Genomic DNA, 24,989 nt, shown 5'->3' on the forward strand with positions numbered 1-24,989 from the left:
TGCTAAATCATTATTATGCTATTTTATAATTATTACTTTCATTCTTATTTCTATTATTATTCCTATCATTTCTATTATTTCTATTATTTCTATTATTATTCTTATTTTGATTATTTATTATTAAAATCTTCAATTGCCCCATCAACTATTTCCAGTATGGATTCATTAATATTAGGATATTTTTCGTCTATTGCTATTGGAATATTATCACAATAAACAACTTCCAGCCCTGCTTCAAGAGAATCTTTAGTAGCTACATCGACTGCAGCTGCTTTTAATTCTGTAAGCATTAAATCTGCTTGATCTATATATTTTTCTATATCTGCTTGTAAAAGTGGCCTATTTGAAAGGTGAGGTGTTGTTCCAACAACTTTACAATCATAATTACTTTCAAGATGATTTACTAAAACATCTTTTATTTCATCTGGAGCAGTTGTTGCAAATAGAACTTTTTTATTTTTTATATCTCCTAATGGTTTAGGTCTAAATACAGTTGATATTATTTTTGCATTAGGATTTACTTCACTTATAAATTCTTCAATAACTTTCATTTTTTCTGGTGTTGTCATTGGTTCTTCACACATTGTAAGAATTACTAAATCAGCTAATTTTATTCTGAATGGCCCAAAAAAATTAGTTATATTTAGAAGTGGTTGATTTGCACCTATTAATGCAATATGTTTATCTGTTTTAATTGGTGGGATTGCTGCACCACTGCCTTCAAAAATAATAAATTTTGATTCAACGGAGTTAGCTATTTCAGCACCTTTTTTCATGTTTGTCATAAATACATCGCCAGACATTCCTCCTCCACATCTTCTACAACCTATTGTAAGTATTCTGCTCATAAGAGCATCTTCCCAATGGTCAGAAGCAGCGTGAACTCCTTTTTCTGACTGTTCCATTAAAAATTGTGGGGTGATTTCCATTTCATCCCCTCTCACGATTTCTGGTTCTTCTGGGCCTCCTCTACCCATAGCAACAACACAAGGTTCATAACCATTTTCATCTATGAGTCTAGCTGCAAATGCAGAAACTGCTGTTTTACCTATTCTTTTGCCTGTTCCAAGTATTTTTATAGATGGTTTTTTAGGTATTTTATACTCAGTTAATGGTTGAAATTCAAAATCAGGTCCTCTGTATAAAACACCTTCTGCAATTACTTTTGAAGCTATTTTAAATCTTTTAGAGTAATCAAGGACTGGCTCATCACTTAAATCCATTACAACATCTGCATTATACTCTTTAATCATTTCAATTATTAAATCATAAGGAATTTGATTTTCATCTGGGCCAAAGTGTACTGGCATTCCCATCATCTTAGCATAACTCTCAGGATCATCAGTTCTTAATTTTTCAGTTCCTCCAATAAAAACTGTTGCAACAACATCTACATGTTCTAAACTATTTAATATTTCTATTGCAGATTTAGTGACAGGTAAGTAATGTTCACCATCTACTAAACATACCATTTTTTCCATATTTTTCATAAAACCACTTTTTAGATTTTTCAATATATTTTTTAAAATCTTTTTTATTATATTCTATCTATAAAATATTGTTAATATTTGTTTTGTTTTTCTATTATTTTAATTAAATAATTTTATTACTAATAATAAAGATATATTAAATTTAATTAATAATATTGGGAGTATACTAAATTTAATTGATAATATTGGGAGTATATTAAATTTAATTACGTATTTTATGTCTTAGAAATATTGTAATATTAGAGAGTATTGTAACTTTTACATTATATTTTTAATATTAAATTTATAATTTTAATATTCTTGGTTTTAATTTTTGGTTTTAAATTTATAATTTTAATATTATTTGTATTATTTTAATTTATTAAAATTAGAAATATATTTAATATATTATTAATATATAGATATAAAAAGTTTCATAAATATTTTAGGTTGTTCACCTTGAATAATCTTAATTATAAATAGTATCAATTAATTATTAATATAACATTAATTTAAAATTTTTAAAGAGTTTTAGTTATTTGGGCTGTTTTCATCAGTTAATTGTTTCAATGTTTTAGTATTAATTAGTTTTAATGGCTCAATTCATTAAATTTTAATTATTTTAATAAATTAATTATTAATTGATATTTAATATTCAAAATTAAATTTAGATAATATAAAATTTAGATAATATAAGTATTAATTTAGATGTTTTATAAAGAACAATATAACTATTATAAATTGAAATTTTTATGGTGTTAAAATGAAAGCAGATGCATTTAAAATAGCAGATGGGGTATATTGGGTTGGTGTCCTTGACTGGGATTTAAGAGATTATCATGGATATACTTTAGATGGTACAACATACAATTGTTACTTGGTATTTGGTGATGAAAAAACAGCATTAATTGATAATACATATCCTGGATCTTCTGCACAACTTTGGGCAAGAATATATGATGCTTTTGAAAAAGAAGGTAAAGAACCAAAGATTGATGTAATTATACAAAATCACATTGAAAATGACCATAGTGGCTGTTTGGCAGAATTTACAAAAAAATTCCCAGATTTAGATCTTTATTGTTCTTCAAAAGCAGTTCCAGGGCTTAAAAGTCACATTCCTTCTTTAGAAAACTTTGATATGAATGTAGTTAAAACTGGGGATTCATTGGATATTGGTGGTAAAACTTTTACTTTTCTTGAAGCACCTATGTTACATTGGCCAGATAGTATGTTTACATTTTTAGAGCAAGATGGGATATTATTTTCTAATGATGCTTTTGGTCAACATATATGTTCAAGTGAAAGATATGATGTTGATATTTCAGAAGATTTCTTAATGAGGCATGCACAAAAGTTTTATGCTAATTTAATAACTCCTTCATCTCCTCTTGTTTTAAGAAAACTTAATGAAGTTGTAGAATTAGGACTTCTTGAAAAAATCAAGATTATTGCTCCTTCACATGGGCAAATGTTAACTAAGCCTATGAAAATAATTAATAAATATCAAGAATGGGCTTCTGGAGAATGTAAAGATAAGGTAACATTTTTATATGATACAATGCATCATTCCACTCAAAAAATGGCATATTCTATGATGGAAGGACTTATAAGTGAAGGGATCAAAGTTAAATCTTATTTTTTACATACTGATGGTAGAAGTGATGTTGTAACTGATGTTCTTGATAGTAAAGCTATTTTTGTTGGTAGCCCGACTATGATGAATAATCCTTATCCTAGTTTGGGTGATTTAATCTATTATTTTAACGCTCTTTCTTTTAAAAAAACTGGATATGAGAAAAAAGCTGTTGTTTTTGGTTCTAAAGGTTGGGGTGGTGGAGCAAACAGAAAACTCACCACTGATCTTGAAGGAGCAGGATTTGAAGTAATTGAACAATATGATTTGACTTTCATTCCTAAAGAGGAAGATTTAATTAAATGTTATGAAATTGGAAAAGAAGTAGGTAGAAAGTTGAAAGAACAATAATCATTTTTTTATTTTGTAATTTATTTTTTATTTTCTTATTTTTTATTTTCTTATTTTCTTATTTTTTTATTTTCTTATTTTCTTATTTTTTTATTTTCTTATTTTTTTTTATTTTGTAATTTATTTTCTTATTTTTTTTTATTTTTCTAAGTTAATTTCTAAATTATTTTCTATTAAATAATATCTATATAAATTAAAATTTTTGTTCACATTTTAGGAATAAAAATTCCTAAAAGGTAAACTTTATATATTTTGAAATACAATATATTTTTGTACAAGTATATTAAATCAAAAATAGTTTTAATGGTTATTTAATTTATAATATATATTTTATAACTTTAAAACTAATGAAAGTATATATTATAACTTCAAAACTAATTAAAGTATATATTATAACTTCAAAATTAATAAAAATATATATTACAACATTAAAATTATATTTAAATGATTTAAAATAAAAAAGGTGATGTTTAAATTTATTAATTAAATTTAAAAGTTATAGGTGACTAAAAACTATTGGCCTATGAATGCTTATAATATGTTGAATATTTTATTAAATATTAATATTATTATTAAATATTATTATTTTAGTTCTTATATTAATTAAGCAAGAGGTTAAAGTCTTTAGTTTTTGTAAAAAAACAAAGATAGTATCGAAAATATAAAATTAGTTACCTATGCTAATATTAAAATATAGGCTACCGGCATGAACAAAACAACCACATTATTTATAGTGCTTTTGTTCCTATATCTCCTCTGTAGCTTTGAACCAATTTCATCCACCGAACAAAGCCTTTCAAATGAGCTAATGGAACACACTGAGCATTATGAAAACCCTGAAAGACCAAAAGAACCTAAAAATACAAAAAAAACAATTAAATCAAAAATATTTCGTGATATTAAAAAGATAAACAGAATTTTAGAACATGATGGATTACTTTTAAAATTATTAAAAATGGAAAATAATAATTTTAAAGAATAGATAAAAATTATAAAGAGATAATCATTAAATGAAAAAGATTATTGTGTGATTGATATTAAGTGAATTTTTAAAGTGAATTTGTAATAATTTTTACTAGTAATTTTCTTTCACAATTAATATCTTTTCTTGTTTTATGGAAGTTTTGTCTATTAAAAGTAACCTTGTTCTTTTGATTAATCAATAAATAATTGATTATATTAATATCTTTTTAATTTCCTTATTAATTTTTTAAATCTTATTTTTAATCTTGTTTTACTTGAATATTATTTTAAATTATAATTTTTTTATTTAACATTATTTTATTTACTTATTGTTTTATTTAATTTGATCTTATTTTAACATTATTTAATTTATTAGTTACTAGTTTGAAACATGATATTATAATTTAAAATCATTTATTTTTTTTTAAATATCTTTTATTACTATTTTAAAATTCAATAATTTTATTTTTAGGGACTGAATTTTCACTAGTTACTGAAATAACCTCTTTTATATACCTATACATTTCAATGACCTTCAAGTATATATTATAGACCAACATATTATTACTATAAATTATTTTATAGGTCCTTTTTAAAATCATTTTTAAATCATTTTTTTAAAAGGACTTTTTGTGGCGAATTTTTTGTATTAAAAAATTATATATTAGCTAATTGGTGAAAATATGAGTACATTTGATATAATAAACAAAAGAAGAAGTGTAAGAAGTTATTCTGATGAAAAGATTGATGAAAAAGATTTAAAAAAAATTATAGAAACTGGTAAAATTGCGCCTGTTGCAGGTAAATTTCAGATTACTGTAATCCAAAATAAAGAAATTTTAGAAAGAATAAATAATACTGTTAAAGAATTTTTTAAAGGAAGTGGGGATGAAGAAAAAATAGCTCAAGGGGAAGATCCTAATTTTAATGCTTTATATGGGGCTAATACTTTAGTATTATTTTCTGCACCAGATGAAAATCCTTTCGGAGGGTTAGACACTTCACTTGCTGCTGAAAATATCATACTTGCTAGTACAGAGTTAGGTTTAGGGACTTGTTATATGCTGACTCCTATTTTCGCCATTCAATCTCCAGGTAATGAAGATTTAATTAAAAAATTCAATTTACCTGATGGATACAATCTTATATCTGCTTTAACAATCGGAAAAGAATCTTCTAACAGTCCAAAACCAGATAGAATAGATTCAGATAATATTAATTATATAAAATAAAAGTTTTAAATTATTGAATAATTTGAATTAAAAATGTAATATTTTAAATTTATTATTTTATAGTTATTTTTTTATTTTATTATTTTACATTTATTTGATATTTTATTATTATTTTAGATTTATTTAACATTTTCTTGTTATTTTTTTATTATTTTTTTTATTTTAATTGATTTTATATCCTTTCATTAAGATTTAACTAATTATTAATTAAATTAAATCATCTTTGTTAATATTAGGTTAATACTTGTATGCTGGGGAATTTTTTTTAAATTAGATTATTTTTATATTTCTATTATCCTATTTCTTCAGTTATTATAGTTTAATATTTTTCTTTTTTTTTAAAAAATTTTATATACTATGTTATCAAAACATTCCTCTATGCATATTTGTTGTTATTATAAAAATATTTTTCATTCGTATATTTAGAAAATAAAACTAATTTTCATGCTTTAAATATTCATTTGAATGTATTATATATTTTTATAAGCAATATGTCTTTTTTTCAACAATTTTTATAGTATATTTGGGGGTGTTAAATATTTTTAATAATAAAAAATTAAGTCTTATTCTTTTGGTTGTTTTGTTTTGCTTTTTTATTTTAGCTTCAACCAGCTCAGCATTTGCTAGTGAAGTTAATATAAATAATACTACTAGTGATGGGATTAAAGGTAGTTTAGGTAATGATACTATCAATTTAGAAGGTGGAATTTATGGTGGTGATAATAATACTAATATTTCATTTGATAATAGTAGAAATTTAACGATTCAAAGTGCTGATCCAAATAATAAGGCTATAATAGACCTTGGTGAAGGCGAAGGAATAACTTTTATAAATAATACTGGTGATGTAGATAGTTTAGGAAGCTTAACACTAAAAAATTTAGTAATAAAGAATGCTAGATTCTTTGCTTTGCTTTGCTTTAATTCTAAACTTACAGTAATTAATTGTACATTTATACATAACAACGCATTACTTTATGGTTTAATTGATATGGGTTATCATTCAAGACTCACTATTATTGATTCGGATTTCATAAATAATACTGGAAGATATGGTACTGCAATTGCTACTGGTCCTTCTACAAAAGGATTAAATATTACTAATTGTAATTTCATAAATAATAAAGCTTCAGAATCTGGTGGAGCACTTTTTATATTCTCTTCAGAGTTTAATAATACAATCATTGCTAATTGTAATTTTATTAATAATACTGCTCTAAATGGTGGAGCAATTTATAATTTTGAAGGTGAAAAAAATATCACTAATTGTACTTTTATAAATAATACTGCATCTTCTCTTGGAGGAGCAATATATAATGAAAATAATGTTTATAATAACATTAAAAATTGTACTTTTATAAATAATACTGGTTATTCTGGTGGTGCAATAGCTAATAATGGGACAAAAAGTTTAGACATTTCAAACACTATTTTCTTTAATAATTCTGCTACTAATTATGGTGGTGCAATATTCAATGATAATCTTGTTGTTTTTAATCTTTCAAGTTCTAAATTTTTAAAAAACAATGCTTTCTATGGGGGTGCTTTATATTCTTCAGGGAGTATTAATAATAGCATTTCTAGTTCAAACTTTGTAAATAATACTGCTGAAGCTTATGGCGGAGCTTTTTATAACCAAGATTATAATCAGATTATTATAAATTCTAATTTTTCAAATAATTCTGCTACTAATTATGGTGGTGCAATTTTTAACTCTGGAAACAATCAAAATGTAATTAATTCAACATTTGATTCTAATAATGCTTATGATGGTGGTGCAATTTTTAATCAAGGAGAATATCAAAATATAATATTTTCTAAGTTTATTAATAATAGTGCATATTATCAAGGAGGAGCTATTTTTAATGTTAAAAATGGCCAGTTTATAAATAATTCTATATTTAATAATAATCAAGCTTATCAAGATGGAGGAGCTATTTTTATTGATGGATTTAATAATAGCATTAATAACTGTAATTTCACAAATAATAGTGCAAATACAAGAGCAGGAGCATTATATTTAAATGGTATTAATAGTACTGTAATTAATTCTATATTTAAATACAATAATGCTAATGACGGTGGTGCAATCTATATTAAATATAATTATGATAATATTATTGGAAATGTTAATAATTCTTCTTTTATTAATAATAGTGCTACTTATGGGGGAGCAATATATAATGAAGGATTACAATTAATATATGCTAGAATTGCAGAAAATATTATTGATTCTTATGTTCTTCAACAAATCACTGACTCTATTTTTATAAATAATTCTGCTGAATTTGGTGGGGCCATTTATAATTTTGGTTATTTAAACATCTCTAAATCTAATTTTACAAATAATTCTGCTAATTATTCTGGTGGAGGAATTTTTAACAATAAATTTTTATTTGTATCTGCTAATTTAATGGCTAATAATTATGCACTCTCTATTGGAAATGTTATTTATAATAATGGTTCTTTAAATGTTATATTGTCTTATTTAAATAATTCTACAATTCCTGTTTATAAGAAAAATAATATTTTATTTGCAAATTTAACTGATGATATGGGAAATCCTGTCACTGGCCAAAATATTTCTTTCTTTGTTAATGGGACATTTATTGGAAACTCAATAGCTAATGAGGGATATGCTTTTATCAATTACTATGTGACTCAAAATGAAGGTATTTTAGTCGTTGATGGAGGTTATACTGGTCATGAAGATCAAAATATTACTATTAAAGATGGATCTTTATTAATAAGTAAAACTAATGTTTTGCCAGTTATTAATCTAAATAAAAATAAGTATTGGGTTAATGAAATTCTTAAAGGCGTTTTTAAAGTATCAAATATTGGAAATGGTGATGGTGAAAATTTAAATGCTACACTTACTTTCCCATCTAATTTCAAATTATATGATTTTATTGTTTCAAAAGGCCAATTTGATAAAAGTACTGGGATTTGGTATATTGGTGATTTAGCTGTAAATGAAAGTGCTAGTTTATTTTTCATTGGTTCATTTAAAGAAAAAGGCCAAAAAACATTTAGAGCTACTTTAAGTGGGTCTGATATAAATAATTCTTCTATTCAAAAGACAGTTTTTGTTTATAAAAAGTCTCCTGGCCCTAAACCTGGCCCTACTCCTGGCCCTTCTCCAGACCCTAATCCTTCACCTAACCATGGTGCTAGTGCAGGTATGAAAAATACAGGAATGCCTATTTTTGCTTTGTTATTAATATTAATAACATCTTCATTAGCTATTAGGTTTAAAAAATAGTTATTTAAATAATATTTTGGGTTTTTTACCCATTTTATTATTATTTTTATTATTTTTATATAAAATTTTATAATTTTTTATTTTTAATTTCTTAATTTTTTATTTTTTATAATATTTTTTTATTTTTAAAAGATTTTAAAATTACTAAAAATAAGGTTTATATTATAATATATTTATTTATATCAATAGTATAAAATATATAAATTAATAAAACTAATATAAAACTAATATAAAAGTAGTATAATGAGTAAGTATTATGTGAATTGTATAGGGCATGATTATTATCAAATTTGAATCATCAAATTTGAATCATTTACTTATTATAAATTTAAAAATGTATTATGGAATAATAAATAAGATTGTTATGTTTCCTGATTTTTTATATGCCTCTTTTTGGGGGTTTATTGGAACTTTTCCATTGGTTATTGGCTCAATTTTAGGATATTACTTTAATATCTCTAAAAAATTACTAGCTTCATTTACTATATTTAGTGCAGGAATTCTAAGCTCGGCTGTATGTTTTGAAATACTTTTTGAAGCATATTCCTATGGGGGATTAGCTCCAACAGTTTATGGTTTTCTTATTGGTGCTTTTACCTTTACAATTTTTGACATTATTATTAATCATCTAAATATAACAAATAAAAAAAGGGAATTTTCTTCTAAAAAAAAGAATTATATTAGTAATCATGGGGTTTTCTTTAGTAAAGGCATTTTAGGTTCTTTAAGAGATGCATTAATAAATGTATATATACATAAATCTAAAAAAGAGTATAATCGATACCAAGTTGAAAGTTTAACTATCATGACTGGAGTTATTCTTGATGGAATTCCGGAAGCAATAGCTATTGGGTTATTAGTAATAATTGGTGGCCCTATTAGTTTAGCTCTTGTAATATCTATTCTTATTGTTAACTTATTCGAAAGTCTTTCTGGATCGACTAATATGAAATTAGGTGGTTGGAATAACAAATCAATCATATTTATATGGTCTTTTGTTACAGTATTAGCTACATTATCTGCAACATTGAGTTTCATTATTTTTTCAAATACTGATCAATATATATTGGCTATGGCTTTGGGAATTGCTGCTGGAGCTTTAATTTCTCTTATAGCTGATGTAATGCTTCCAGAAGCTTTTAAAGAAACCCATGAATTAACTGGACTTTTAATGGGTTTGGGTTTTTTAACTTCTTTTATTCTTTCTCATTTAAAGTTCCACTAAATATTTTTTAATTAAAAATATGCCAATCAAAATTACTTTTTCAATTCAAAACCATGATTTTGTGCATTTGTTTTAAAAACAATACCTTCTTCTCCAATAAATTCTTTTGTTAACTTAAAAACGTCCTGATTTTCTTTATCTAAAATTCCATATACTGCGGGGCCAAATGAACTCATACCTACGCCATATGCCCCAAATTCTTTCATTTTATTCATTGTATTTTTAATCTTTTCTTGTTGAAGACTTACTTCTACTTTTTTAAATCCTATTTTCTGAATTTCATTTATTACATTTCCCATTGATTTGATATTTTTTTCTAGTAGAAATGGAACTAAATTCATAAAAATTAAGTGAGATAATTTTTCAACATCTTTTTTTGGAACCGGACAATATTCCTGAAATATATTTACTTCATTTTCTCCCATAATTGTGTTTGATTGAGGGATAGCCACTAAAATTTCCCATTCATTTGGAAATTCATATCTTCCAATTAAATTTGGTGGACTAGCTTTTGAAGCTGAAGATGGTAAAAATTCCGGTTTTTCATTTATATCATGGCCCCCATCTATTATTAATCCTCCATAATCGAAAGAATATATTCCTACTCCCGATGTTCCACCTCTACCAAGTATTTTTCCTAATTCTACTCCACTTACAGATATTCCATTATATTCACATATTAATTTGGCAGTAGCTAAAGATATTTGGGTTCCAGATCCTAAACCAGAATGGGTCAAAAATGCTTCTTTAACATTGAAATGAAATCCACTGTCTAAATTAAAGTGTGAAATTATTTTTTCAGTGGAATCTTTTATTTTTAAAAGGCATTGGTTTTTTATTTCAATATCTTCTATATTTTTATCAAAATCGATACTTACTCCTTTTTTACAAGTTTCCGATTCTAAAATAAAATTTGGTTTTTCTATTGTTAATCCAATACCTCCATCCCGCCTTCCATAAGACCCATTTAAATCTATTAATGCCATGTGTATTCTTGAGGGAGTTTTTATAATCATAAATTAAGCCTCTATTTATAAAAATCTTTTTAGCTATTATAATAATTTTGATTTACTTTATTATATTATTCCTTCTTAATTTATTCTGATTTATGGGGTAATGTTCTAAAATTTTATTTAAATTTCAATTTTATAATATTTTACATATCTCTCCTATATTATCAATAATTTCAATATTGGAATTATTTAAAGTTTCTTTAGGAATAATATGTGCATCATCAGAATTTACTAATATTGCGGACATACCTGCATTTACAGCACCAATAATATCAATTTCTGCTTTATTACCTACCATAATACTATTTTCAGCTTTACAATTCATTCTATTTAAAGCTTCTTCAAATATCTTTTTTTTAGGTTTTTCAAAGCCAACTTCTTCTGATGTAATGACCTCTTCAAAGAAGTAATGAATATCTAATCTAACTAATTTTTCCCATTGTTTAATAGTTATGCCATTAGAAATTACTCCTAATTTATATCCTTTATTTTTTAGATATATAAGCACATTCATTGTTTCTGGAAAAGGCCTAAGCAAAGCAAATTTAACATTATGGTAGGTAACCATTCCTAAAGCAACTAATAAATTGTTTTCTTCGCCACATATTTTTTTTGTAAGAACATTAAAATGTTTGTTGTAGTTTGAACCTTTATCTGAAATTATATCTTTTAGTAAACTATATGTTTCTTCTTTATTTGAAGGTAGGCCGTTTTCTATCATTATATCAATAGCTGCTCTTCTAGCTACTTTTGCAAAGCTAGAAGTGTCTAATAATGTTCCATCTATATCGAAAAAAATTGCCTTATCCATTTTAGCACCAAAATCTATATTTATTAAATTTAATATGTTATATTAATTTTTATTAGCATCTTATTTTGCTTAAATTAGTATTTATTATTTCTATATTATATATTTATTATCATCAAATAAACTGAATATTATATAAAATTTGTTAAATATTATGTCTATATTATTAATTAACCATAAATTTAATTAAGCACAGATTAATTAAGCATAAAACAATTAAATATAAATTAATTTTAGATTAATATTTATTATATTAATTATTTACAAATTAAATAATTAAAAATTAAATATTTACAAATTAAATAATTAAAAATTAAATATTATAAACTCAATATTTTATGGAATATCTATAAATACGGATTAAGGATGATGTATCTAAAAAAATGCATCTAATGTTTTTTGTTTTTCTTTTTCCCCAAGTTCTTTTAATTTTTCTTTAGAATATCCAAAAGATTCCATTATTCTAGAAACAGCAGGAATTATTTGATTATCAATATAATAGTCTGAATCATATTCATAATTCTCTGAATCTTCAAATGGAACTGCTCTTTGACTTATGGGACCCTTTCCTCTAACAACTACATATTGAATTATAGTACCTCTACCAATTTTCATTCCTTTATCTTCTAATCTTTGTGCAGCTACGACATGAGGTCCAATTTGTTTATAATCAGATAATCTTTTTGTTATTTGTGTATGAATAATCATATCTTTCATACTAACATTCCCTGACTTTACTTCTTTCAAAATCTTTTCTATAATCTTTATTGCTTTTTCAACATCACCGTCTTTTAATATGGCCATTAATATTCCTTGTTGAGTATCTTTAGCTACAGGTGCCCAATCTCTCCTAACAAGTTCTAAACCTTTAGCTATAATCACTCCATCTTCTATTACAGCATATCTTTTTTTTGTTACAAAAAAACCCCTTCTATAAAATCCTTCATATTCTAATTCCATACTCTCAGGCAAAGTTGCATTAAAATTTGTAAGAAATTTTTTGGCTTGTGTTTTTATCTCATTTTCAAGGTTTATTTGTTTTTGAGTTTCAGTTACCATAATAAAACACTTAATTTTAATATTGAATATTTAAATTTAGTTATATATTTTTACTTTCACTATAAAATAATTATATCAACTATTTTATAAAAATATATATTAAAAAATTATTTATAAATAAATTAATTATATATTAGTTTAAACTTATTAATAGATTTAATCTATTATTTTAAAAAATAAATTATAATCACTTCATTTTCATATTTTTTGATAGGATATATTTTATTAATATAATATTATTTAATAATATAAAATAAAAGGATTATAAAATAAAAGGATAATTAGTTATTTATAAATAGTATTATAAATTATAAACTAACTAATAATGATTATATATTAGAGTAATTATAGAAATTAATGTTATTAAAATTAGTATTATAAAATTAAATATTATTTTATTTATTTAATTAATTTAATAAGTAATATGCTAAAAATATACTAAAGAATATACTAAATATTTATTTTATTTAATTAATTCACTTAAAAATATTTAATTAAATAAAATATTTAACTACTAAATTTTAAAAAAGTTTTTTTAAAATTCTTTTTTGTTTTTACTATTAATTATATAATTTAATATTAAAGTTTATATATGAGGAAAACCAATAGTTTGTTATCATATCTAAAAGACTATTTTTCTTTTAAATTTAAATAAAATATAAGAAAATAAATAAATATAATAAAGATATCATTAATATTTTAGTCATAATCTAATATTTATAACAGGATTATGCTTTTTATGTCTTAATTACAATAAAGATTTAATATGGTCTTTTGAAAATTATTAAATTACAAAATTTAAAAAATTAAATTATACAAAAATAAAATTAATTTTAATTTAGGTGAAATAATGGCAATATCACAAGGAAAATCCACAAGGAAGTCAACTGGTGGAAGATATATAGCAAATCATGGGAAAAGAAAATCAGAACTTGGAAGAGAACCAGCTTATACTAGATTGGATGAAAAAAGTTTAAGAAAAATTAGAACTCGTGGTGGAAATGAAAAATTGAGATTAGCTTCTGAAAATAAAATTAATGTTGTTAATCCAGAATCAAACAAAGCTGAAACTGTTGAAATAATTACAGTACTTGAAAATTCCGCTGATCCCAACTACGTAAGAAGGAACATTATTACAAAAGGAGCTATCGTTGAAACTAGTGCAGGCAAAGCAAAAGTAACCTCAAGGCCTGGACAAGATGGTATCCTTAATGGTGTAATAATAACTGAATAAGATATCTAATATTATTATATACTTGATGTATATAATCACTTTATTTTTTTAATATTTTTATATTATTTTATTTATATCATTTTTAGATATTTTATCTATATTTTTTACTATTTTTATATTATTTTATTTATATCATTTTTAGATATTTTATCTATATTTTTTACTATTTTTATATTACTCCATTTTATTTTATTATTAAGTATTTTATTTTTATTTTTTTCAACATTTTATTTTTAGTTTAACGTTTTATTCAGTTTTTTTTAAGTGATTAATTTTATTTAACCTATTAAATTATCCTAGTAATTATTAGAATAGATTATATGAAATTTTTGACTTAACAGTTGTTAATCACAATAATTATTAAATCTTTTAATAATATTTTATTAAATCATTAACAATTTATAAAAATCATTTATAAAATTTTAAATAGTACAAAAATAATTATTAATATATTATAAAAATTTAATTTAATTTTAACTTTGAGGTAAAATTATGCTTAGTGTTAATTTAGAAGCTAAAAAAACAGTAGATGTAATGATTGAAAAAGCAGATGAGCTTAATATAGCTGTTTCCAAATTGAATAATGGTGCAACTATCATTGATTGTGGTGTTAATGTAGATGGAAGCTTAAAAGCTGGTGAATATTATACTAAAGTATGTCTTGGAGGATTAGCAGAAGTTGGTATTTCTATTCCTGGAGACCTTTCTGAAAAATTTGCTCTCCCATCTGTTAAGATTAAAACTGATTTCCCAGCTATTTCTACTCTTGGTGCACAAAAAGCGGGATGGTCTGTAAGTGTTGGGGACTTTTTTGCTTTAGGTTCTGGCCCTGCAAGAGCATTAGCTAAAAAACCAGCTGAAACTTATGAAGAAATCAAATATGAAGATGATGCAGATATAGCAATCCTTACTCTTGAATCTGATAATTTACCTGGCGAAGATGTTGCAGATGCTATAGCTAAAGATTGTGGTGTAGAAGTTAAAGATGTAACTTTACTTGTAGCTCCTACTTCTTCTCTTGTTGGATCAATACAAATTGCTGGAAGAGTTGTAGAAAATGGAACTTATAAAATGTTAGAAGCTCTTCATTTTGATGTTACTAAAGTTAAATATGCTGCTGGGATAGCTCCAATAGCACCAATTGACCCAGATGGATTGAAAGCTATGGGTAAAACAAATGATGCTGTTCTATTTGGAGGAAGAACTTATTATTACATTGAATCTGAAGAAGGAGATGATATTAAAGATTTAGCTGAAAAATTACCGTCTTCTGCTGCTGATGGTTATGGAAAACCATTTTTTGATGTATTTAAAGAAGCTGAATTTGACTTTTATAAAATAGATAAAGGAATGTTTGCACCTGCAGAAGTTGTTATCAATGATTTAAGAACTGGGGAACTGTTCAAAGCAGGATATGTAAATGTTGATCTTTTGAAAAAATCTTTTGGATTATAATTTGATTTTATAACAACTATTAATAAAAAATAGCTAGTTTAATTTACTATTAGCTATATTTTTTATTATTAATTTCATTTTTCTAATTTTTATAATAATTATTTTTTAAAATTTTTGTAATATTTATTTTTTTAAGATTTTCATATAATTTATAAATAATCAGTAGTTAAGTTTATATAGTATGTTATTTATAATTATAGTGTAGAGATTGTTCTGTATTTAATATTTTTTATTAGAAATTCTGCTCCAGTATTATAGAATAATAGTTTTTTAATTAAAAAATAATTTTAAAAATTGTTTCTATTTTAGGATGTTTTAATAAAAAATTAAAAAAGAGAATATTCTCTTTTATTAGAAGTTTAATTTATAAGAATTATATTATTATTATTATTATTAGATAATGTATTTTCTAATAAAAAGGTGATTAATAAACTTATTAGAAGCAGGGAGTTGTAAATGGAAAGTATTTAATTAATTATTTTAGTGGGGATGATATATGTTATTTTTCTTGTAATCGTATTCACCCCCCTTTTTTCGATTGTGGATAAATATTAATTTTTTTAGGCAGATGGTCACTCCGCTCCTATATTCTTAAGACTGTTATCCCCACTAAAATAATTAATTATGCAATTTTCATTAAACATCCTAATTTTACTTTTTGTTTTTTATAATGGGGTTCTTTAAAAAATTTTATTTTAAATATTATTCTATTTTTTAATTATTTTATCTATTTTTATTATTCTATTTATTTTCATTATTTTTATTATATTAGCAATTTTATCTCTTTATATATTTATTATATATCTATTATCTATTTATCTTCTATTTATCTTCTATTTATCTTCTATTTATCTTGTTATTATTATGATTTCCTTTGATTTAATATTTTTTCAATTCTACGATCGGGTATAAACCAAAAAAGAGCAACTAAAATATATAATATCTGTGAAATATGGGGAATAACAAATGCAAATCCAATTGCAAGAATATAACATATTAGGGATGTTTTTTCTTTGTAATTATGTCCGACTGCTTTTTTAAGTATTGATTTTTTACCTTCACTTTTAATAATCTCATGTTGTAGAAGATAAAAAGATAAAGCTGCCATTAAAAGTATTATTCCATATAATATTGTTGGCCATGTTTTAAAATGATTTTCAGCCATCCATGATGTTGTAAATGGAAACAAAGATAACCAAAACAAAAATAGTAGATTGATCCATAGTATTTTACCTGAAACATTATTTAATGTTTGTAACAGATGATGGTGATTGTTCCAATAGATACCCACATATATAAAACTAAGAACATAACCTAAAATTATGGGTATTAATGGGTATAATGCATTGAGTTCTGAACTATGAGGAATACCTAATTGTAATACCATTATTGTAATAATAATAGCTATTACTCCATCACTAAAAGATTCTAATCGATTTTTATTCATTTTCATTTACCTATTTTAATATTAAAATTGAGTCATAATATATTTATTTTTATAGTAATTCTTTTCATATTAATTGTTTTCAAATGTTTATTTTAATTTAAACTTGCTTTAGTTCTAAATAAGAGAATATTAAAGTTTAATTATAGATTAAAATTAGAATGAATTAATTTTAGAAAATTTTTTTATTTTATGGGCAAAAAATTTAAAATATTTTTGAATAGATTATTTATAAATTTTATATAAATTTTAGATGCTCATAAAAGAATAATTAGTAGTGATTGCTATTTATGTGAACTGAAGATATATATAGTTTCTCTTTTTATAACTTAAAATGAAATTTTTAATATTATAATTATCATATATAAAAATATAGCTAATATAAATAGTCTAATTTGAAAATGAAAAGAATTTAAAATTAATAATATAATAAAAAAAATTTAATAAAAATATATTACTTAATTATTTATAAAAATTAATAGATAATTATTGAAATAATATAAATAAATAAAAATTGTAAAGTTTAGCAATTTATTATATTATTATAAAAATTTATATAATGAATATAATTTTTTGAAAATAAAATAAATTGAAAGTATATAATATTTTCAATTGGTTTATTTTTTTATGTTTTCCCATATCATTTTTAAATTTGTTTCTATTATTTTTTCTAAGCTGAATTTTGGGAATACTGTTGAAAGTTCTAGGAATCCCATAAAAATTGTGAAAATATAGATAGCTAATTCTTCTGAATCAATGTCTTCTTTAATCTCTTTTTTTTCTATAGATTCTTCAATCAATTCTTTATAAAAATTGAATATTTCAAGATTCATATCATGGAAAACATCTCTAAGTTCTGGATGTTGATGATATACACCCATTAATAAGAGGTAATACTCTTTATAATCAACATGAGATTTATCAGATAATTCTAATATATTACTATAGTCTCCAATATTAAGACCTGTATGATAATAGAATGTGAATCTTAGCTTTTCAATTGGTGTTCCTTCATGGTTTTTAAGAATTTTTTTAAAATTTTTAACCTCATTTAAGAGATACATTTCAACCATATGTTTTAAAATATCATTTTTATCTTTAAAATGATAATATACTGCACCAGTAGTTACATTAGCAGTGTCTTGGATTTGCTTTAAAGATACATTATCAAAACCATACTTTAGTGCTAATGAAAATGTAGCTTCAGCAATCTTATCTTTATTATTCATTTATATAACCCCCCGAGTTTTATCAAAAATAAATTATATACTAAATTCTATTATTATAAATAAAATTAAAAATGATAACTCACTATAGTAGTTATTTTTAAATTTAGTTTATAATATATATAAATATTTCCATATTTTTTTATTTAGTAATTAATCTCATATTTAAGATAAAAATAGCAATTAGTAATCTATACTGGTGTTTATTTTTTTATCTTATTTTATATAATGTTGCATCTCTGTCGATTTGATTTACTCTGTTTAATGAGTCTAATTTTATGTTTTTCCAAAGTTTTTGGTATTTTTTTGGTATGTTAAAGTATATTCTTACTATTGCTGATTTTCCTGATGATATTGCTTTTAGTTTAGAACTTTTAGTATATTTTTTAAGTTTTGGATATATTTTGCCAAAGTTCTTGTCTCCTGGTTTTTGGTACCACATTTTTATTTTTGTTGCTTTTGATTTTGTGGATCCTACATTTGTTACTTTAATATCTAAGTAATTTATGTTTTTCTTCTTGTAATTTGCGTAACTTGTGTATCCTGAAGTTATGTTACTTATTGCTAGTTGTGGTTTATTTGCTACATATACTAAATATTCTTTTGTTCCATTTATTATCTCACCAGTTCCAGAAGATTCCATTCCTAAGAACATACATTTTTCGAATGTTGCATTGAATTTAATTGTGATTTTGTACCATCCTGATTTTTTATAAGCATGTGATATCCATTTTGTTGTTCTTTTTTTGGTTCCATCCCCAAAGTCTATATATGCATTTTTAACTTTTACCCCACTCATATTTGTTATTAAAGGGTTTCCATTGGGGTTTATGCTTGCTTTATATTTTATAGCTTTGTTTTTTGCTACTTGAAATGTGTAATTTTCGTAGTTTTTCCATTTTTTAGGAATTTTACCTTTTTCAATACTATAAACCTTTGTATTAGAACTTAATTGTCCATAATCATTACCACTTTCGTCGGTTATTTTTACATTTCCTGGTCCACTAATACTAGCAGAAGTAGCAGATATAGTAAACAACATGAAGAATATGGTTATAATTAATAAAATTCCTATTTTTTGCTTATTTATATTCAACATTATCACTCTCATTATTCAATTGATTTTTGGGTTATTTCATAAGTCATAAGTAATCTAAATATTATCTTATCCATAGTTAGATTGTTCAATTTATCATTTTATAAAAGAGAATACTTTCTTTTTAAAAAATCATTATGAAATTATCACTACTTAAAATAGTAATGAATAAAATCAATATTGGCTAAAATTATATATAATAACAATTAATAATTTCCAAATCATTAATATTGGGGAATTTACGCATAATTTTTAAAAATAAACTAATATTATGTGTTATATTATATATTCATATAAATTTTATAAAAGAAAGCATTCTCTAATGTACTAATATATATTTTATTTAATATATAAATGTTTGTATTTTAAAAAATAATATATATTTTATATTATTAAATGTTATAAAAAATGCTATTTAATGTTATAAAAAACGTTATTTATAAAAAAATTTTAAATTAATAATGATTTTTTAATATTATCTTAAATAAAATCGATATTTTAAATAAAAGTTATAAAAATAATTCAAATTTAATTATTAGATAATTTTTCATTTAGTTCATTTAAACCTTTTAAAAGATTTTTTAAGTTTTCATCATCTATTGTATTTGTTTTTTCAATGAAAGTTTTACTCACTTCTTTTTTTATATTATTAATTAAATTTTTCCCTTTTTCAGTAAAAGTCACTCTATTTTTCCTCTGATCAGTTTCATCTCTTACTTTTTTAACAAGTCCCTTTTTTTCAAGCCTTTTTATTTTTTCGGATAATGTATGTGGTGCATTTCCAATATCTATTGCTATTTCACCAATTGTAGGGGGGATAAATTCATCAGAAACCATTTCTAACTTTAATTCATCTAATTCAATTAATAAATGGAACTGTTCAAGTGTTAAACCATATTTTTTAGCTACTTCATGATGTTTTAAGCGTAAAATTCTGTTTATTTTTTCCCATGATTCCCATAACTTTTCAGCATCCACATAATCACATCTTATTTTTTATAAAATTATATATATTACTAATTGTATTATTTTTTTTAATAATTTATAAATTTATTTTTTAATTTTATTTTTTATTTTTATTTTTTATTTTTGGAGTGATTTTTTTATTAGAATTGATATCGCTGCTCCTATTATTAATGCAACTCCCATAACTAAATAAGGTAATGAATTTATTCCTGTTGTTAATAAATATGTAGCTAATATTGGCCCAATACCTGCCCCTATAAATAAAATTACTGTATGAAGTGAAAGTGCAGCTCCTTTTGATTTTCCTCCTAGTTGTCCTATTAGTTCAATAATACTTGGAGCTACTATGGCAATTCCTGCTACAAATATGACACTAAATAATGTCATTAAAAGGATATTTGATAATAATCCTATTAATATTATACTTATAGATGATATTAATAATCCTGAAATTATAATATTGAAAAAATGGAATTTTTTTGCAAGTATTCCAGATGTAGCTGCAAATAGGATACCTACTACTCCAACCGCTCTTATATAAAGAATTTCCTGATTACTTAAATAAAATGGATATCCACTTAAATAATATCCTAGAGCAGTATACATACACATCATGGACATTAGTAACATAACATCCACTATTAATGTAAGTACTAATGGCCTAATTTTAAATAGAAGAGCTATATTTTTAATAGATTCTTTTACACTATTTTTTGGCCTTTGAATATTATCATATGGTAAAAAAATTGCTATAAGTCCAAATGTTATTAAATACATTAACCCCATAATTAAAAATATATAATTCCAACTAAAATATTGAACAATAAAACTGCTTATTACTTGGCCAATTATTCCTGCCATTAAGAATCCAGTTACTAAAAATCCAGTTGCAGTTAGTTTTTTTGTATCTGGAAAAATTTCTGCAATATATGCCAGTGCGACTGGTGAAAATGTTGCAGCTGCAAGTCCTTCAAGACCTCTGAATGCAATAATCCAATGTATATTATTTAATAAACCTACTAATGGTGTTATAATAGTTAATATTCCCATACCGATTAAAATAATTTTTTTCCGTCCATATTGATCAGATAAAGGTCCATATATTAAACAACCAATAGCAAAAAATATACAAAAAACAGTACTTGTTAATGCTACTTCATTTCCAGAAACACTAAATAATTCTGAAAATGATGAAAATAATGGTATGGTAAGATACATACTTGACATTACTATTAAACCACACCAAAATAGTACCAAGGTTATCAAACTATAATTTGCACTGTTCTTTTCTTTTATTGGATTTTTACTCATTTTTAACCACATTTTTTAGAAGATTATATTATTATTGTTATTGTTGTTGATATTATTATTGTGATTATATTGTTACAATAATTATGTTGTTATATCAATTATATTCTTACAATAATTATATCTTTAAAATAATTATGTCGTTATAACGATTATATCGTTATTAAGATATAAATATATATAATTAGATTTTATTTATATATAAATATATTCTTAAATCAAATAATTAAAAAATTAAATAAATTATTTGATGGATATTTAAATTAATAGATGATTTTATTTGTTAGTAATAAGTTTCTTATTCTTTTAAAAAAGATAAAACTTAACTATTAATAAAAAAAGGATATGTAAAAAAGAAATCATATAATAAATATTATAAAAATAATATTATAAAAAATATTATAAATTCAATTATAAAATTTATAAATAAAAAGTATATTATAAAAAATATTATAAATTCAATATATAAAATTTATAAATAAAAAGTATATTATAAACATTTATTATAAAAATTCAATTTCAAAAGCTATCACGGGATATTCTAACTCAAAATTGCTTATTACTTCTGGGGAAATTTCTCCAAAGAAACCATTTATATTACTATTTTTACTAGTTCCTTTAACACTAGCTACTCTACCTTCAATAAAAGTTTTGTTATCTAATGCAGAAATTTCTATTTTATATCCTAAATTAGCTAAAATACTTGCTATTGTAGATTTAATTTCAGTAAAATTAGCAGTTGAATGACAAATAGCTCCAGCAAGTTTTTTAACAGTTTTCACATTTGTTTCTTTTGAATTATCTATATATAATGTATCTCCAATTTCAAATATTTTTTGTGGAAGATCTTCATGCTTATTATCTTCTAAAAATTCCATAAGGCTATTTATTAAGCTTTTTCTAATCATTGTCCTATCTATTGTAATTGGTTTTGATACTTGAACATGATTATCTTCTTTTTGTTTCATTTTAGTATAATGATTTTCTTCACTTGTTAACATTAAACTCATTATTTCTTGGAAACCAAGACCAATCATAACTTCTCGAATGATTTTTTCACTTTTAAACCAATTATTTTCATATGCTACTGTTGAAACATCAGGAATTTTTGCTTCAACTTTATTTATGCAATATTGGATGGCCACGTTTTCAACAAGGTCTACTTCATGGAGGATATCTATTCTATATGAAGGAATTTCTGCTTGAACTTCATTTTCGTTTATTATCTTAGTATTCATTCTTGCTTTTAATAATAGCTCAGAAACATCTTTAGCATTAAGATTAACTCCACCAATAAGTTCATTACATAAATCAACCTTAACATTTCTAATTTTTGGAGTTAAATCCGGAGTTACAATTGTTTTGTTTTCATAAACAATATCTAAACTTTCAATTTTTCCACCAATTTCTCCAAAAGAACTACAAATAATATTTAATGTATGATTAACAGCTTTTTCATCAGTTCCAGTTACATCTACAAGTATATTTTCAGTATTTTCAGTAAGTTTTGTTAGTTCTCCATTTATAATTGGGGGCATAGATAATATGTTATCATTTTTGTCAAGTATAAGTGGATATTTGTCAAATTTTGATATTAACTTTGCATATTTTGATCCTTTCTCATGTTCAGCTAATATTTCCTTTGGAGTTAGTTTATTTGAGTGTTCTAATGGGACAAAACTATTTTCATTTGGAGAACTTGCAATATATTTATAATCTCCATTAATTACATCTAAATTATGTATTCCAATAGCTACTTTTTTCCTATCTCTACCGATAACCCAATGTAAATTTTCTTGAAAATCCATAATTTGTTTCAATTTATCTTCATCAAATTTAACATTTTTAATTAATGCAAAAGCTATATATGGACGAATATTTTCAATTTCTTTATCTACAAATACTTTTTCTCCAGAAGAAGTGACTTCATAATTAGGAAGGCCTATTTCCTGTGATATAAACCCTTTTAAACTACGGGATACTCCTGCAACTGATAGTTGGTCTGGACGATTTGGAAAAAATTCTACTTTAATGGTTTCATCATCAAAGTCTTCTATGTCGCTTCCAAGCATAGGTAAAATATCAATTAGCTTATCATTTTTAATATTAATTCCAAGCTCTTCTAAATCTTGATATTTAAATGTAATTACGGGCATCGATTATCTCCTGAATGTTTTTTTTTTAACATATTTAATTATTTTAAATATTATTATTTAATTTTAATTTTTTAATTAAATTTATTTTTAAAATTTGATTATTTTTAAGATTTTAATAATAATCTATTAACTTAATTTTAAAATATATTTAATAATTATTTATTAAACTTAACAAAATTTTAGTGTTAATAAATTTTTTCATTGATTTTAGAGTCCAAATATGCATATGAAGAATAGTGATTCAAAAACAAAATGCAATGCTCTATGCTCAATGTGACTCATATGTTTTATTGTCAAAGAGTGGATAACATCAATAACAAAATGAACCAGTCCTCCCAAGAATCCAATTTCTACTGAGAAAAAGACTATTGATAATATAAAAAAGTGAAATACCGCTTCTAATCCCTCATGAATAAGCCATGCTTGTAGGTTAGAATAAACTATCTCTTGAATAAGTCCCCCAAATATTATGTAAAAATTGTGAAGGAATTTCCACATGATTAAGCTGTGTAATTCATCACTTATAGCTAGTACAACAGCTATATAGAACCATAATAAATCCATCCTTTCACCATACTTTTTAATATATTATATTTAATTAATTGGTATAAAAATTGATATAAATGTATATTTAAGTAGTTATTATATATTTAAACAATTATTAAATATATATTTAATTATAATTATTTTACTATTTATCTATTGATTATATTAAATTGATTACTTAAAATGAATAAATAATTAAATATTTTCATTTTATTTAGAAATCAAATTGATTAACATAATATTATTCATAAAAGTCTTAAATGCTAATGATCTATCATTTAAATTAAAATACCAATATTTCAATAAGACTTATTTTTAAAAATTTTTAATATTTATTAAAATTTACTTTTAAAATTTGAGTTAAATTTTCTTTATATTATAAGAAATATTCAATTTTTTAATATTTTATTTATTTTAAAATTTTGTTTTTGATTTATAAATATAAAAAATTCATTTCTATTATAAAATATTAGGTTCAAATATATTTGGATTAAAATACATTAATTAAAATACATTAGACTCATTATCTATATTATT

18 protein-coding genes are annotated in these 24,989 nt (G+C 23.2%); 7 read left to right on the forward strand and 11 right to left on the reverse strand.

Translation table 11 applies throughout. The features are described 5' to 3' along the window. Positions 1 to 110: 110 nt before the first annotated feature. The gene (locus Q0087_RS03660) at positions 111 to 1,490 is read right to left on the reverse strand and encodes a cyclic 2,3-diphosphoglycerate synthase (protein ID WP_297898326.1); all 1,380 of its coding nucleotides are present in this window, start codon (positions 1,488 to 1,490) and stop codon (positions 111 to 113) included. Between the two features lie 742 nt (positions 1,491 to 2,232). On the opposite strand from Q0087_RS03660, the gene Q0087_RS03665 reads away from it, so the two are divergent. The 5 genes from Q0087_RS03665 (at position 2,233) to Q0087_RS03685 (ending at position 10,141) form a co-directional block, all read left to right on the forward strand. Continuing rightward, positions 2,233 to 3,456 (forward strand): FprA family A-type flavoprotein, encoded by a 1,224-nt coding sequence (locus Q0087_RS03665; RefSeq protein WP_297898327.1) that lies wholly within the window; start codon positions 2,233 to 2,235, stop codon positions 3,454 to 3,456. 706 nt (positions 3,457 to 4,162) lie between these two features. Continuing rightward, positions 4,163 to 4,438, forward strand: coding sequence for a hypothetical protein (locus tag Q0087_RS03670; protein ID WP_297898328.1), 276 nt, complete (start codon positions 4,163 to 4,165; stop codon positions 4,436 to 4,438). Positions 4,439 to 5,102: 664 nt separating this feature from the next. Further along, positions 5,103 to 5,651 carry a nitroreductase family protein gene (locus Q0087_RS03675; protein WP_297898329.1) on the forward strand — a complete coding sequence of 183 codons (549 nt, stop codon included), beginning with the start codon at positions 5,103 to 5,105 and terminating at the stop codon, positions 5,649 to 5,651. 529 nt (positions 5,652 to 6,180) lie between these two features. Beyond that, positions 6,181 to 8,916, forward strand: coding sequence for a right-handed parallel beta-helix repeat-containing protein (locus Q0087_RS03680; protein ID WP_297898330.1), 2,736 nt, complete (start codon positions 6,181 to 6,183; stop codon positions 8,914 to 8,916). Positions 8,917 to 9,280: 364 nt separating this feature from the next. Next, on the forward strand, positions 9,281 to 10,141 hold the full coding sequence (locus tag Q0087_RS03685) for a ZIP family metal transporter (protein ID WP_297898331.1): 861 nt from the start codon (positions 9,281 to 9,283) through the stop codon (positions 10,139 to 10,141). 32 nt (positions 10,142 to 10,173) lie between these two features. Here Q0087_RS03685 and Q0087_RS03690 read toward each other — a convergent pair whose 3' ends face one another. From Q0087_RS03690 to Q0087_RS03700, 3 genes are all read right to left on the reverse strand, one after another. Further along, the gene (locus Q0087_RS03690; protein ID WP_297898332.1) at positions 10,174 to 11,157 is read right to left on the reverse strand and encodes a beta-ribofuranosylaminobenzene 5'-phosphate synthase; all 984 of its coding nucleotides are present in this window, start codon (positions 11,155 to 11,157) and stop codon (positions 10,174 to 10,176) included. 130 nt (positions 11,158 to 11,287) lie between these two features. Next, complete coding sequence (locus tag Q0087_RS03695; protein WP_297898333.1) at positions 11,288 to 11,965, reverse strand: TIGR02253 family HAD-type hydrolase; 678 nt, start codon at positions 11,963 to 11,965, stop codon at positions 11,288 to 11,290. 372 nt (positions 11,966 to 12,337) lie between these two features. Further along, complete coding sequence (locus Q0087_RS03700) at positions 12,338 to 13,021, reverse strand: DNA polymerase domain-containing protein (protein WP_297898334.1); 684 nt, start codon at positions 13,019 to 13,021, stop codon at positions 12,338 to 12,340. 850 nt (positions 13,022 to 13,871) lie between these two features. Here Q0087_RS03700 and Q0087_RS03705 point away from each other — a divergent pair. Continuing rightward, positions 13,872 to 14,255 (forward strand): 30S ribosomal protein S8e, encoded by a 384-nt coding sequence (locus Q0087_RS03705; protein WP_297898335.1) that lies wholly within the window; start codon positions 13,872 to 13,874, stop codon positions 14,253 to 14,255. A gap of 492 nt (positions 14,256 to 14,747) precedes the next feature. Beyond that, positions 14,748 to 15,710: a methenyltetrahydromethanopterin cyclohydrolase gene (gene mch, locus Q0087_RS03710; RefSeq protein ID WP_297898336.1), complete on the forward strand. Its 963-nt coding sequence runs from the start codon at positions 14,748 to 14,750 to the stop codon at positions 15,708 to 15,710. An 862-nt stretch (positions 15,711 to 16,572) separates the two neighbouring features. On the opposite strand, the gene Q0087_RS03715 is transcribed toward mch, so the two are convergent. The 7 genes from Q0087_RS03715 to Q0087_RS03745 all read right to left on the reverse strand — a co-directional run bounded on the left by Q0087_RS03715 (position 16,573) and on the right by Q0087_RS03745 (position 24,470). Beyond that, positions 16,573 to 17,157, reverse strand: coding sequence for a TMEM175 family protein (locus Q0087_RS03715; protein WP_297898337.1), 585 nt, complete (start codon positions 17,155 to 17,157; stop codon positions 16,573 to 16,575). 614 nt (positions 17,158 to 17,771) lie between these two features. Then, the gene (locus tag Q0087_RS03720; protein ID WP_297898338.1) at positions 17,772 to 18,383 is read right to left on the reverse strand and encodes a TetR/AcrR family transcriptional regulator; all 612 of its coding nucleotides are present in this window, start codon (positions 18,381 to 18,383) and stop codon (positions 17,772 to 17,774) included. A 208-nt stretch (positions 18,384 to 18,591) separates the two neighbouring features. Beyond that, positions 18,592 to 19,479 carry a hypothetical protein gene (locus tag Q0087_RS03725; RefSeq protein ID WP_297898339.1) on the reverse strand — a complete coding sequence of 296 codons (888 nt, stop codon included), beginning with the start codon at positions 19,477 to 19,479 and terminating at the stop codon, positions 18,592 to 18,594. A 525-nt stretch (positions 19,480 to 20,004) separates the two neighbouring features. Next, a complete protein-coding gene (locus Q0087_RS03730) occupies positions 20,005 to 20,454 on the reverse strand; it encodes a MarR family winged helix-turn-helix transcriptional regulator (protein ID WP_297898340.1) in 450 nt (149 codons plus the stop codon). A gap of 105 nt (positions 20,455 to 20,559) precedes the next feature. Further along, positions 20,560 to 21,753: an MFS transporter gene (locus Q0087_RS03735; RefSeq protein WP_297898341.1), complete on the reverse strand. Its 1,194-nt coding sequence runs from the start codon at positions 21,751 to 21,753 to the stop codon at positions 20,560 to 20,562. A 500-nt stretch (positions 21,754 to 22,253) separates the two neighbouring features. Continuing rightward, positions 22,254 to 23,906, reverse strand: a complete 1,653-nt coding sequence (pheT, locus tag Q0087_RS03740) for a phenylalanine--tRNA ligase subunit beta (protein WP_297898342.1) — start codon at positions 23,904 to 23,906, stop codon at positions 22,254 to 22,256. Positions 23,907 to 24,113: 207 nt separating this feature from the next. Beyond that, positions 24,114 to 24,470: a hypothetical protein gene (locus Q0087_RS03745; protein WP_297898343.1), complete on the reverse strand. Its 357-nt coding sequence runs from the start codon at positions 24,468 to 24,470 to the stop codon at positions 24,114 to 24,116. Between the last annotated feature and the right edge of the window lie 519 nt (positions 24,471 to 24,989).

Origin of the sequence: uncultured Methanobrevibacter sp. (genome assembly GCF_937881195.1) — an archaeon.
GTDB lineage: Archaea > Methanobacteriota > Methanobacteria > Methanobacteriales > Methanobacteriaceae > Methanobinarius.

Coding starts and splice junctions, on each gene's coding strand:
- Q0087_RS03660 (WP_297898326.1), bottom strand. CDS start 1,490: ATGAAAAATATGGAAAAAATGGTATGTTTAGTAGATGGTGAACATTAC.
- Q0087_RS03665 (WP_297898327.1), top strand. CDS start 2,233: ATGAAAGCAGATGCATTTAAAATAGCAGATGGGGTATATTGGGTTGGT.
- Q0087_RS03670 (WP_297898328.1), top strand. CDS start 4,163: ATGAACAAAACAACCACATTATTTATAGTGCTTTTGTTCCTATATCTC.
- Q0087_RS03675 (WP_297898329.1), top strand. CDS start 5,103: ATGAGTACATTTGATATAATAAACAAAAGAAGAAGTGTAAGAAGTTAT.
- Q0087_RS03685 (WP_297898331.1), top strand. CDS start 9,281: ATGTTTCCTGATTTTTTATATGCCTCTTTTTGGGGGTTTATTGGAACT.
- Q0087_RS03690 (WP_297898332.1), bottom strand. CDS start 11,157: ATGATTATAAAAACTCCCTCAAGAATACACATGGCATTAATAGATTTA.
- Q0087_RS03695 (WP_297898333.1), bottom strand. CDS start 11,965: ATGGATAAGGCAATTTTTTTCGATATAGATGGAACATTATTAGACACT.
- Q0087_RS03700 (WP_297898334.1), bottom strand. CDS start 13,021: ATGGTAACTGAAACTCAAAAACAAATAAACCTTGAAAATGAGATAAAA.
- Q0087_RS03705 (WP_297898335.1), top strand. CDS start 13,872: ATGGCAATATCACAAGGAAAATCCACAAGGAAGTCAACTGGTGGAAGA.
- mch (WP_297898336.1), top strand. CDS start 14,748: ATGCTTAGTGTTAATTTAGAAGCTAAAAAAACAGTAGATGTAATGATT.
- Q0087_RS03715 (WP_297898337.1), bottom strand. CDS start 17,157: ATGAATAAAAATCGATTAGAATCTTTTAGTGATGGAGTAATAGCTATT.
- Q0087_RS03720 (WP_297898338.1), bottom strand. CDS start 18,383: ATGAATAATAAAGATAAGATTGCTGAAGCTACATTTTCATTAGCACTA.
- Q0087_RS03725 (WP_297898339.1), bottom strand. CDS start 19,479: ATGTTGAATATAAATAAGCAAAAAATAGGAATTTTATTAATTATAACC.
- Q0087_RS03735 (WP_297898341.1), bottom strand. CDS start 21,753: ATGAGTAAAAATCCAATAAAAGAAAAGAACAGTGCAAATTATAGTTTG.
- pheT (WP_297898342.1), bottom strand. CDS start 23,906: ATGCCCGTAATTACATTTAAATATCAAGATTTAGAAGAGCTTGGAATT.
- Q0087_RS03745 (WP_297898343.1), bottom strand. CDS start 24,470: ATGGATTTATTATGGTTCTATATAGCTGTTGTACTAGCTATAAGTGAT.